The organism is Phyllobacterium sp. 22229, assembly GCF_052056495.1.
Taxonomy (GTDB): Bacteria; Pseudomonadota; Alphaproteobacteria; order Rhizobiales; family Rhizobiaceae; genus Phyllobacterium; species Phyllobacterium myrsinacearum.
Window position 1 is genome coordinate 220,750 of sequence record NZ_JBQEPA010000007.1, and the last position, 12,516, is coordinate 233,265.

Here is a 12,516-nt window from a genome sequence, read left to right on the forward strand (position 1 = left end):
GCAGGCTTCATCCGGCCTGTCACAAACAGTTGATGCGCCGGCAAGCCCGGTCTGGCGGCCTGCTGACAGGAGGTTGTCAGGAGAACGCCCCGAACCGGCGAATTAACCGCCGCGGCTCTATTGTTTCAGATCGGTGACATGCCCATCTCACTGTCACCACACAATCAGGATCGATAGAGAACCATCCGCCCAGCCATCCATCCGCACAGAACCGGACACTGCGTTTGCAGCTGGCAGCTCCCCTGCCAGCGTTGACACCGCCGTCCCGTTCGCTCATCTTGTTTCCGTATCTGCTTGTTTTGGGTATGATTTTTCATGTGCCCCGCCGATCACGGAACAGCGCATCGAAGCTGGACGCGGTTCGCAAGGACAAGGACGAGTGATGAGCACGCAAACGGATGTTTCCACCATACTTCTCGACAAGGTCGCAGACTGGCTCACACGTTCTTCTCTCGCCGGTGAGAATCTTGAGACAATCATACGCGGTTTTTGTGAACGCATTGCCGCGGCCGGGCTGCCGATTGCGCGGGTCCATCTGACCTTCTCCATGCTGCACCCGCTTTACGATGCGCTTGGCTTCACCTGGCAGCGCGCCAGCGGTCTTGTGGTGGAAGGCTATCGCCACAATGCGGGTGAAAAACCCGAACGTTTCCTGCTCAGCCCCTATTACTATCTCCTGTGCAACAATCTGGAGCATGTGCGCCGGCGCATCGATGCGGACGGGCCGCATGAATTCCCCATCTTCGACGAATTGAAGAAGCAGGGCGTGACGGATTATCTGGCCTTCGTGCAGCCCTTCAGCGGCGAGTCGACACAGGGCATGATGGGCTCCTGGTCGACGGACAGCAGCGCCGGTTTCAGCGAAAGCATGATCGGCGCGCTGCTGAAGTTGCAGAACCATCTGGCTGTCGCCGCCAAAATGGCGGTTCTCGGCAAGCTGGCCGACAACATGCTGACCACCTATCTCGGCGGCAATGCCGGCAAGCGCGTTCTCAACGGGCAGATTCGCCGGGGTGACGGCGAAACGATCCGCGCCGCCCTGGTGATGGGCGACATGCGCCAGTCGACCATGCTGGCCGAGCGAGAAGGCCGCCAGGCCTATATCGATACGCTCAATCATTTCTTCGATGCGATCGCAGCGCCATTCAATCGCGGCGGCGGCGAAATCCTCAGCTTCATGGGCGACGGATTTCTGGCGGTCTACCCCTGCGGCCGGCACAAGGACCCGTCAAAGGTCGCCTGCCAGGCGGCCCTTTCGGCTGTCTTCAAGGCACAGGCCCGCGTGGCGGAGCTTAACCGGGACCGGCGCAAGGACGGCCTGAGCGACATTCGCTACGGCATTGGCCTGCATGTCGGCAATGTCATGTTCGGCAATGTCGGCCTGAAGGACCGCCTGACCTTTTCCGCCTTCGGTTCCGCCGTCAACGAGGTGCAGCGGCTGCAGGGCCTGACCAAAAAGTACGCGCGCGAGATCGTCGCCAGCCAGGCATTCGCCAATTACTGCGGCGGTGACTGGACCACCCTGGGTGAAGAGAAATTGCGCGGTGTCGGGCAAAAGGTCACTGTTCTCCTGCCCAAACAATCGGCTACTGTCGTGGCGGACGAAGCCTTTGATGAAGTGGCCTATGACGGCCTGTCGGAGGCAGAACAGGTCATGCTGCTGCACCGCGACGCCAAGACCCAGGATCAAAGGCCTCTTCTGGAGAAGTTCATGCAATGAAGCGAAAGACCGTTCTGATGGCTGCTCTGGCTGCAAGTATGACCCTCTCATCCCATGCCGGCGCAGAGCCAGGGAGCGACGTGCTCATCGATCGTTTTGACGGCAAGGACTTTTCTCCGGCCGGCGGCCTCTATTACCGCAAGAACTTCGAGCAGAGCGCCGGAACGGTCGAGTTTCAGTCCGATGTCATTCGCAACGGCCGCGGCGCCCTGAAGCTGAGCGTCAAGCCCTTATGTCCGGGCACGAAGCACAATTGCAGTGAACGGGCGGAAATCTGGGAAAAGACCGACAAGCGCGTGCCATACAATCAGGGGGTCTGGTACGGATTTGCCGTCAAGTTTGCCGACCCCATTCCCAGCGACGATCACCGTTATCTGATTGCCCAGTGGAAACGCGAAATCGGGCCGAAGGCAGTCGGCGATTTCAGCCCCTTCCTGGCGCTGCGGCTCAACCAGGGAAAACTCTTCGCCACCATCGAGACCAATTACATCGCGCCAGCCAAAAAGAACGGGATCGCGGCGGATCAGCCATGCACCGGCGGGCAGACGCCGGTGTGGCTGCGCCCTGAAACCAACCAGATGCGCGCCCTGGTCGCCACCGATTCCAACTGGTCATCCGGTGATGGCGGGCAGTTCACCACCTGCACCAGCGCCATCACGGTGACGGACCGCGGCAACAGGCTGCCAACGCCGGATTCCGGCTGGATCGACTTTGCGATCTACACGAAGCCCGGCCCTGACGGCTCGGGCCATGTCGAGATTTTTGCCAACAACAAATGGATCGTGACGGTCAAAGGCCATATCGGCCATGCCGACAAGGGACTGGGCAAGAACCAGTACTTCAAATTTGGCCCGTACCGTGCAGCCGACGACAAGGAATGGACGCTCTATTACGACGATTTCCGCCGTTCGCCGCGCTGCGAAGACGTCATGGACGCACAGTTCTGCCCGGTGCTTTAGCGCCCGGCCATACAAAAATAACCCTGAAATGCCAGAGTGATGTCATCGGCGTGTGACCTAGCTAGACTCACTGTATATCGTGCGATAGTCTTGATCGTAATGGCGATAATAAAAACGCTCTGGGGGAATGAAAAACTGGCATGACGTCGGGGTCTGATCTGTTGCGTATCGAGAATCTCGGCATTTCGTTTTCGATGCTGGGCGGGCGTATGCATGTCGTCAAGGGCGCGAATCTGCGCATCCTTCCGGGAAAAGTAACGGCATTGGTGGGCGAATCCGGATCGGGAAAATCCGTCATCAGCCAGTCCGTCATGGGAATTCTGCCCAACACCGCCGCCGTAACCGGCAAAATCCTGTTTACGGACCCGGTCGACGGCAGAACCACCGATATCCTGCAACTGGAGCGCGATGGTCCCGATATAAGAGCTCTGCGCGGCAGCCGCATGGCCAAGATATTCCAGGAACCCATGACGTCGCTCTCGCCGCTGCATACCGTCGGCAATCAGATCAGCGAAGTTTTGGCCATCCACACCAAGGCGACCAAATCCGAACGCCGTTCGCAGACCGAGGAAATGCTGGGACTTGTCGGATTCTCCAATCCCAAGCGGACCTACGACATGTATCCGTTTGAGCTGTCAGGCGGCATGCGCCAGCGGGCGATGATTGCCATGGCGCTGATCTGCCGTCCTGCCCTGCTCATTGCCGACGAGCCGACCACCGCGCTTGACGTCACCATACAGGCGCAGATCCTGGAACTGCTGCGCAATCTCCAGCACAAGCTCAACATGGCCATGCTACTGATCACCCACGATCTCGGCGTCGTCGCCAACATGGCCGACGAGGTGGTGGTGATCTACCACGGCGAAATCATGGAGGCGGGGCCGGTCGACGCGATTTTCCGCAACCCGCAGCATCCCTATCTGAAGGGGCTGATGGCCGCCATTCCGCATTTCGACATGAAACCCGGCGAGCGCCTGAAGGCTCTGCGGGAGGTGCCGGTCAATTCCGGTGCCCTGTGGGGCAAGCGAACGCATGAAGAAACGGCACCCGAAGTGCTTGTGTCCGTGCGCAACCTTACCAAGAGCTATGGTATCCGCAAAGCCGGTCTTTTCGGCAAACAGGACAAGACCCGCATACGCGCCGTCGACGGTGTCAGCTTCGATATCCGGCGCGGTGAATGTCTTGGCCTCGTCGGCGAGAGCGGCAGCGGCAAGACCACCGTCAGCAAGATTCTCATGCGGGCGGTTACCCCCGATGGCGGTTCAGTCACCTTCGATGACGGCAAGGGCAAGATCGATGTTCTCGCCGCGCAGGGTGCCAAGCTCCTGGAATTGCGCACCAAAATCCAGATGGTATTCCAGGATCCGGTGTCGTCGCTGTCGCCGCGCATGACCGTGCAGAACATCCTCAGCGAGCCGCTGGAAATTCACGGGCGCGGGGATCGGGCATCCCGGCTTGAAACGGTGCGCGCGCTGATGCAGGCGATCGGCCTCGACCAGCGCTACCTCAACCGTTACCCCCACAGCTTTTCCGGCGGCCAGCGCCAGCGCATCGGCATTGCGCGGGCGCTGGCGCTTGGACCGCGCCTGCTGATCTGCGATGAACCGGTTTCGGCGCTCGACGTCTCGGTTCAGGCACAGATTCTCAACCTCCTGAAGGACCTGCAGAAGGAACTCGGCCTGACCTATCTGTTCATTTCGCATAACCTTGCCGTGGTTGATTACATGGCTGATCGTATTGCCGTGATGTGTGCCGGGCGCATTGTCGAGATCGCACCGCGCGAGATTATCCTGCGCGATCCCGTCCATCCCTACACCAAGGCACTTTTGGCCGCCGTCCCGTTTCCGGACCTCGACCGGCCGCTGGACTTCATCACGCTCAAGGCCAGCGGTGCATCGGACGAACGGGCCTGGGGGCCAAAATTCTCCGGCGGCGACAGCGATGACCCGCTCTCTCCGGCGGATCTCGGCAATGGCCACCTGGTGCTCGCCCGGCGCAATGTCGACACACGGGAACTACGCTCGTGGTAACGCGGCGGACAGTCCTGGGCGCGCTGGCGTCCGCCATGGTCCCGGTGACGGGCAAGGCAGCCGATCGCGAACGCGAACCGGATTTCCTCGAGGACCGGCTGCGTGCCACCAGCCTGCCGCCGCTCGCCCAGCGCATTCCCAAGCGGCCGCGCATCGTCAATCTGAAGGAGATGGGCCGCGTTCCCGGCCAGTATGGCGGGACGCTGCGCACCATCATCGGCAGCCAGAAAGACATCCGGTTCATGACCATCTACGGTTATGCCCGGCTGGTGGGATATGACGAACATCTGGTCCTGCGTCCGGATGTGCTTGAATCGTTCGAATCGGAAAACGACACCGTTTTCACCTTCAGATTGCGCGAAGGGCACAAATGGTCCGACGGTTCGCCGCTGACGACCGATGATTTCAGCTACTGGTGGAACGATGTTCTGCTTAATTCGGATTTGACCCCTGCCGGCGGCGCGCTGGAACTGCGCATCGACGGGAAGCTGCCTAAGTTCGAGGTGCTCGATCCGCTGACCGTGCGCTATTCCTGGGATGCACCAAACCCCGATTTCCTGCCCAGCTTGGCGGCCCCGCAAGCCCTGGTTGTGGTTGGCCCCTCTGTCTACCTGAAACAGTTCCACAAGGATTATCAGGACAAGTTCCGCCTTGCCGCCCTGATGAAGGAAAACCGGGTCAAGAAGTGGGCTGATCTCCACATCAAGATGGCGCGCCAGTACCGTCCGGAAAACCCCGAACTGCCGGTGCTCGACCCCTGGCGGAACACGACCACGCCGCCGGCCGAGCAGTTCGTGTTCGAACGCAATCCCTTTTTCCATCGCGTCGATGAGAATGGACGGCAGCTGCCCTATGTCGACCGCTTCATCCTGAACATCAGCTCATCCGCGATCATCCCGGCAAAGGCGGGTGCCGGCGAAAGCGATCTGCAGGCAACCGGCGTCGATTTTGCCGATTATACCTTCTTGAAGGATGCCGAGAAGCGCTATCCGGTGAAGGTCGACCTGTGGAAACTGACCCGGGGTTCACGCGTCGCCATCCTGCCCAATCTCAATTGCGCGGACGATGGCTGGCGCTCGCTTTTCCGCGATGTGCGCTTCCGGCGTGCGCTTTCACTGGCCATCGACAGGCATGAAGTCAACATGGCGGTTTTCTACGGCCTGGGCACGCCGAGTGCCGATACCGTGCTGCCTGAAAGCCCGCTCTACCGGCCGGAATATGCCAAGGCGTGGATTGCGTTCGATCCGGACAAGGCCAATGCGCTGCTGGATGAAGTGGGCATGGACAAACGCAACGACGACGGCATCCGCCTGCTCCCCGATGGCCGCCCTGCGGAAATCACCATCGAAACCCCAGGCGAGAGCACGCTGGATTCCGACGTGCTCGAACTGATCGTCGACCATTGGCGCAAGGTTGGCCTGGCGCTGTACACCCGGACCTCCCAGCGCGATATTTTCCGCAGCCGCGCCAAGGCGGGCCGGATCATGATGTCCATCTGGTTTGGTATCGCCAACGGCGTGGCGACACCGGACATGAATCCCGGACAGCTGGCCCCGACGGCGGACGATCAGCTGCAATGGCCGCTCTGGGGCATGCACTACCTGTCGCTCGGACAGAGCGGTCAGGCGCCCGACCTGCCGGAAGCCCTGGAGCTTGTTGCGCTGCAGAACAGCTGGCGCAAATCGACCCACATGGCGGAGCGAACCGAAATATGGCACAAGATGCTGTCGCTCTACACGGATCAGGTGTTTTCGATCGGCCTGGTCAACAGCACATTGCAGCCCATCATGCGTTCGTCCCGTTTGCAGAATGTTCCGGAGAATGGGCTATACGGGTTTGACCCGACCTGTTACCTCGGAATCTACATGCCCGACACGTTCTGGCTGAGCGGGGAGAAGTAGACGTGCTGCGATATATCCTCTGGCGCATCGCCGCGATGGTCCCGACGCTGCTGATTATTTCGGCGCTGGTTTTCGTCATCATAGAACTGCCGCCCGGCAACTTCTTTGAAAGCCAGATCGCCGAAATGCAGGCCCAGGGCGAAACGGTCAACCTGCAGGACCTGGAACAGCTCCGCCACCAGTATGGCTTCGACCAGCCGCCGGTCCTGCGCTATTTCCATTGGCTCGGCGGCATGCTGCAGGGGGATTTTGGCTACTCCTTCGAGTATCAGCTGCCCGTCACCGCCGTGGTGGGCGACCGGTTATGGCTGACCGTCCTCGTCTCGTTCGTCACAATCCTGGTCACCTGGCTGCTTGCCTTCCCCATCGGCATGTATTCGGCAACGCATCAGTACAGCTGGAGCGATTACGGGCTGACGCTTTTCGGCTTGCTCGGCATCGCCATTCCCAACTTCATGCTGGCCCTGATCCTGATGTATTTCGCCAATATCTGGTTCGGCACATCGATCGGCCATCTCATGGACCAGAAATATCTGAGCGAACCCATGAGCTGGGAAAAGGCGCGGTCTATCCTCGCCCATCTGTGGATTCCCGTCATTATCGTGGGAACGGCCGGGACGGCCGGCATGATCAGGCGCCTGCGCGCCAACCTGCTTGACGAGTTGCAGAAGCAATATGTGATGACAGCGCGGGCCAAGGGGCTGCATCCCTTCCGCACCCTGGTCAAATACCCCCTGCGCATGGCGCTGAATTTCTTCGTTGCCGATATCGGTTCAATCCTGCCGCATATTATTTCCGGTGCGGAAATTACCGCCATTGTGCTCTCGCTCGAAACCACCGGGCCCATGCTGATCAAGGCCTTGCAAAGCCAGGACATGTATCTCGCCGGATCGTTCCTGATGTTCCTGGCGTTTCTCACGGTGATCGGCGTGCTCATATCCGACATTGCCCTGGCCTTTCTCGATCCACGCATCCGATTGCAAGGCAGGAGCACGAAGTGACAGCACAGCTCCCCCTCCCCGGCGCACCCCTGCAGCACTACGTCTCCAGCGCACCGTTCGATCCGCTGTCGATCGAGGCGATGACCGACGCCCAGGCCAAGGTCCATCTCGCATCGCAATTGCGGCTGATGTGGTGGAAATTCAGGCGCCACCGCCTTGCGCTTGCATCCGGCATCTTCCTGCTCGCGCTCTACGGCATGATCATTATTGCCGAGTTTGTGGCGCCCTATAATCTGCACACACGCAATGTTGATTTCATCCATGCCCCGCCGCAGCGGGTGCGCCTGTTCCATGACGGAAAGCTGATCGGACCATATGTCTACGGCCGTGAAATGGCGCTGGATATGGACTCGCTGAAACGCGTATACACGGACAACAAGAGCGACGTGCAGCCGCTGCGCTTCTTCTGCCGCGGCGACGATTATCGCTTGTGGGGCCAGTTTGCGACCAATGTCCATCTGGTCTGCCCGGCCAAGGGCGGACAGCTGTTCCTGCTGGGAACCGACCGGCTGGGCCGCGACGTGCTTTCCCGGATTATCTATGGCGCGCGCATTTCCCTGACCATCGGCCTCATCGGCATCACCATCAGCTTTGTCCTCGGCATCATCATCGGCGGGCTTGCGGGATATCATGGCGGGTGGTTTGATCTGCTCGTCCAGCGCGTCATCGAGGTATTGCAATCATTGCCTAGTCTGCCGCTATGGATGGCGCTTGCCGCCATCATGCCGGTGACATGGAGCCCGATCATCATCTATTTCGGTATTACGCTCATTCTTGGCATGCTGGACTGGACGGGCCTTGCCCGTGCGGTGCGCTCCAAGATTCTGGCGCTACGCGAAGAGGACTATGTTCTGGCCGCCCAGTTGATGGGCGCGAAAAGCGGACGCATCATCGGGCGCCATCTCGTTCCGGGATTCATGTCACATCTGATTGCAACGGCAACCATATCCATTCCAGGCATGATTCTCGGTGAGACGGCGCTGAGTTTTCTCGGCCTCGGCCTTCGCCCGCCCATCACCAGCTGGGGTATTCTGCTGACCGAAGCCCGCAGTGTCAGTGTGATCGCCTTCTACCCCTGGCTGCTTTTTCCAATGATTCCGGTCATTCTTGTTATTTTGGCGTTCAATTTTCTGGGAGATGGGTTGCGCGACGCCGCAGACCCCTACAGATAAGTGGAAAGTTGACATACCAATGGATTTGCATTCTCCCAGCCGTCCCGAATGTGCTGTGCAGGTGAACCTGCCAAGGCCATTCGTCTCAAAGAGGTTTTGACCATGATGCGGCGTTTTGAAGATGCTCGGATCCTCATGTACAGCCATGATACGTTTGGCCTCGGCCACCTCAGGCGCTGCAGGACCATCGCCCACTCGCTTGTGGAGGACTATCGCGGGCTTAATATACTCATCATCTCCGGTGCGACCATCGCCGGGGCATTCGACTATCGCGCCCGCGTTGACTTCGTGAAGGTTCCAAGCGTGATCAAGCTGCGTAACGGCGAATACACCTCGCTTGCCCGGCACATCGATCTGCATGAAACCCTGAAAATGCGCCAGTCGATCATCCGGCACACCGCTGAAACGTTTCAGCCGGATATATTCATCGTCGACAAGGAGCCCATGGGCCTGAAGGGCGAGGTCGAGGAAACCCTGGCCTACCTCAAGTCACGCGGCACGACACTTGTGCTGGGTCTGCGCGAGGTCATGGACGCACCGCATCTGCTCGAGGCCGAATGGAAAAAAGCCAATGTGATGCAGAAGATCGACCAGTATTACGACAATGTGTGGGTCTATGGCCCGCCGGATTTCTACGATCCGCTGGTTGATCTCGACGTGCCGTCCGGGGTGCGCAACAAGATGGAGTTCGTCGGCTTCCTGCAGCGCAGCCTGTCGCATGACAAGGCTTCGGTGCATGTGCCGGAGGGCGACTACATCCTGGTGACGACCGGCGGCGGCGGTGATGGCGCCGATCTCGTCCACAACGTCATCCATGCCTACCAGCAGGACCCGACGCTGACGCACAAGGCCTTCATCGTGCTCGGGCCCTACATGCCCGCCAAGCAAAGGGCCAAGCTGGTGAAAAAGGGCGGCAAGATCCCCTATATCGAAGTCATCGAGTTCGACAACCGCATGGAAGAGCTGATTGCCGGTGCCAAGGCCGTGGTGGCCATGGGCGGCTACAACACCTATTGCGAGATCCTGTCGTTCGACAAGCCGGCGCTGATTGTGCCGCGCATCCAGCCGCGTGAGGAACAGCTGATCCGCGCGCAGCGCGCCTCGGAGCTTGGTCTTGTCGATATGCTCCTGCCGGAAGAGGCCGAAAATCCGCAGCTGCTGGCCGAAGCGCTCAAGCGCCTGCCCGAACGCGCGCCGCCATCGAAAAGCGGCAAGGGGGAAGGCATGCGCCTGGAGGGACTGGTGCATATCTCGACCATCGTCGGCGACTGGCTGGATGAACGCCAGCAGCAGCAACCTTTGGCCGTTGCCGAGTAAAGAGCCGATTTTGCCCCTACGCCGTAAAACACTGGTGGTGCTGAAAGGCTATCCGCGCCTGTCGGAAACCTTCATCGCCCAGGAACTGCTCGGGCTGGAACGCGCCGGGTTCGACCTGACGCTCATCTCCATGCGCAAGCCGACCGACAAGAAGCGCCATCCCATCCATGATGAGATCAGGGCGCGGGTGGTCTATCTGCCGGAATATCTGCACGAAGAGCCGCTGAGGGTGCTCCGGGCACTGTTTGCCGGCCGGTCAAAGCCGGGTTTCAAACCTTTGCTGCGGCGCTTCTGGGCCGATCTTCGCCGCGATCTGACCCGCAACCGGTTCCGCCGCCTCGGCCAGGCCCTGGTGCTTGCCCATGAATGGCCCGATGCCGGGGAATGGCTGCATGCGCACTTCATCCACACGCCCGCGTCGGTGACCGCCTATGCCAGCATCATGACCGGCGTGCCGTGGACATGCTCTGCCCACGCCAAGGACATCTGGACCTCGCCGGACTGGGAACTGACGGAAAAGCTGGCGGAGGCCCGCTGGAGCGTCACCTGCACCCGCAGCGGCTATGAACATATGCGCGCGCTGACCGATCGCCGGGAACAGGTGCACCTCAGCTATCACGGCCTTGACCTGGCGCGGTTCGGCCATTTCACCGAGGCACGATCCGGCCGCAATGGTTCGGACCCGGCCGATCCCGTGCAAATCCTCAGCGTCGGACGTGCGGTGGAAAAGAAGGGCTATGATGTCCTCCTGCGCGCGCTGGCGGCTTTGCCCGGCGATCTCGACTGGCGGTTTGTCCATATCGGCGGCGGTGACCAGCTGGCCAGGCTCAAGCCGCTGGCGCAGGAGCTTGGTATTGCCGGCCGCATCACCTGGAAAGGCGCGCTCGCACAGGAAGAGGTGCTGGCGCATTACCGCCGCGCCGATATTTTCGCGCTGGCCTGCCGCATTGCAGCGGATGGCGACCGCGATGGCCTGCCCAATGTCCTTGTGGAAGCCTCAAGCCAGAATCTCGTCTGCATCTCCACCAATATTTCCGGCGTTCCGGAACTGCTGACCGACCGGGAGAACGGTTTTGTCGTGCCGCCGGAAGACCCGGCGGCCCTGGCGCAGGCGCTGGAAGAAGCAATCCGCACACCGGCGCTGCGCCATCGTCTCGGCCATGCCGCCGAAGCGCGTGTGCGCGAGCACTTTGATCACAATTCCAGTATCCGGCAATTGACCAGCCTGTTTGAAACCGAATGGCGAAGGACGCAATGACCGCCCCCCGTGTCCTCATCTATGTCCAGCATCTTCTCGGCATCGGGCATCTCGCCCGCGTCAGCCGTATTGCCGCGGCGCTTGCCCGCGATGCTTTCGATGTGACGGTCATCACCGGCGGATTGCCTGTTCCGGGATTTCCGGGCCCCGATGTCAAAGCCGTGACCCTGCCCGCCGTTGTCGCCAGCAATGCCGGCTTTTCCGGTCTGGCGGATGCGAACGGCAATCCCGTTGACGAGGACTTTCTCCATCGCCGCCGCGATCTTTTGCTCGAAACATTTCATGCCGTCCGGCCCGATATCGTCATTATCGAGGCCTTTCCCTTTGGCCGCAGGCAAATGCGCTTCGAACTGCTGCCGCTGCTCGACGCCATAGCGGCGGCCTCGCCCCGGCCCAAACTCGTCACTTCCGTGCGCGACATATTGCAGGAGCGGTCCAAACCCGGACGGGACGAGGAAACCGTTGCGCTGATCAAGGCGCATTTCGATCATGTGCTTGTCCACGGCGACCCGGATTTCGTCACTCTGCCCGAGACCTTTCCGCTGGCCGCCGAAATCGCCGGGAAGATCATCTATACCGGCCTCGTGGCCGCGCCTGTTCCCGCACTCCCGGCGGAAAGCTTCGACATCGTCGTTTCTGCCGGCGGCGGTGCCGTCGGCCTCGACCTGATCCGCGCGGCCCTCGAAGCAGCGAGGATCTCGAGCCATCACGGCCGCTGGTGCCTGATAACCGGCCCCAATCTGCCTGACGCCGATTTCGCCGCACTTGCGCGCGGCACGCCCGGCAATATCAGCCTGGTGCGTTTCCGAAAGGACTTCCCTTCCCTGCTGCGGGGCGCGGCGCTGTCCATATCGCAAGCCGGTTACAATACGGTCTGCGACGTGCTGCGCGCGCAATGCCGTTCGATCCTTGTGCCATTCACCGCGGGCGGCGAAACCGAACAAACGGTGCGGGCAAACCGCCTTGCGGAACTCGGCCTGGCGGTGGCGCTGCCTGAGAACGGCTTGACCGGCCATCTGCTCGGCGAGACCATCAAGGCATCGCTCGCCCAGCCCAAGCCCGGTGCCCATCGTCTCGACCTGAACGGGGCGGAACGCACCGCGACGCTCTTGCGGGACATGCTGTAGCGGCACCTGGCTCCCGGCAACAGCGGCGGCC

9 protein-coding genes are annotated in these 12,516 nt (G+C 60.7%); all 9 read left to right on the forward strand.

Features of this window, described 5'->3' with window-relative positions; all coding sequences use genetic code 11:
• The first annotated feature begins 382 nt into the window (after positions 1-382).
• The 9 genes from ACTJJ7_RS11040 (at position 383) to ACTJJ7_RS11080 (ending at position 12,485) form a co-directional block, all read left to right on the forward strand.
• On the forward strand, positions 383-1,720 hold the full coding sequence (locus ACTJJ7_RS11040) for an adenylate/guanylate cyclase domain-containing protein (protein WP_440967085.1): 1,338 nt from the start codon (positions 383-385) through the stop codon (positions 1,718-1,720).
• Entirely contained in the window at positions 1,717-2,679 is a 963-nt protein-coding gene (locus ACTJJ7_RS11045) for a polysaccharide lyase (RefSeq protein WP_105735226.1), read from the forward strand. The genes ACTJJ7_RS11040 and ACTJJ7_RS11045 overlap by 4 nt, the downstream gene beginning before the upstream one ends.
• Before the next feature lie 140 nt (positions 2,680-2,819).
• Positions 2,820-4,709, forward strand: a complete 1,890-nt coding sequence (locus ACTJJ7_RS11050) for an ABC transporter ATP-binding protein (protein ID WP_105735227.1) — start codon at positions 2,820-2,822, stop codon at positions 4,707-4,709.
• Complete coding sequence (locus tag ACTJJ7_RS11055; protein ID WP_440967087.1) at positions 4,703-6,610, forward strand: ABC transporter substrate-binding protein; 1,908 nt, start codon at positions 4,703-4,705, stop codon at positions 6,608-6,610. The genes ACTJJ7_RS11050 and ACTJJ7_RS11055 overlap by 7 nt, the downstream gene beginning before the upstream one ends.
• A 2-nt stretch (positions 6,611-6,612) precedes the next feature.
• Complete coding sequence (locus ACTJJ7_RS11060) at positions 6,613-7,611, forward strand: ABC transporter permease (protein ID WP_105735229.1); 999 nt, start codon at positions 6,613-6,615, stop codon at positions 7,609-7,611.
• On the forward strand, positions 7,608-8,783 hold the full coding sequence (locus tag ACTJJ7_RS11065) for an ABC transporter permease (RefSeq protein WP_105735230.1): 1,176 nt from the start codon (positions 7,608-7,610) through the stop codon (positions 8,781-8,783). The genes ACTJJ7_RS11060 and ACTJJ7_RS11065 overlap by 4 nt, the downstream gene beginning before the upstream one ends.
• A gap of 102 nt (positions 8,784-8,885) precedes the next feature.
• Positions 8,886-10,100, forward strand: a complete 1,215-nt coding sequence (locus ACTJJ7_RS11070; RefSeq protein WP_130272267.1) for a glycosyltransferase family protein — start codon at positions 8,886-8,888, stop codon at positions 10,098-10,100.
• Positions 10,101-10,110: 10 nt separating this feature from the next.
• Positions 10,111-11,358, forward strand: coding sequence for a glycosyltransferase (locus ACTJJ7_RS11075; RefSeq protein ID WP_440967091.1), 1,248 nt, complete (start codon positions 10,111-10,113; stop codon positions 11,356-11,358).
• Complete coding sequence (locus tag ACTJJ7_RS11080; RefSeq protein ID WP_440967093.1) at positions 11,355-12,485, forward strand: glycosyltransferase family protein; 1,131 nt, start codon at positions 11,355-11,357, stop codon at positions 12,483-12,485. The genes ACTJJ7_RS11075 and ACTJJ7_RS11080 overlap by 4 nt, the downstream gene beginning before the upstream one ends.
• Positions 12,486-12,516: the final 31 nt, after the last annotated feature.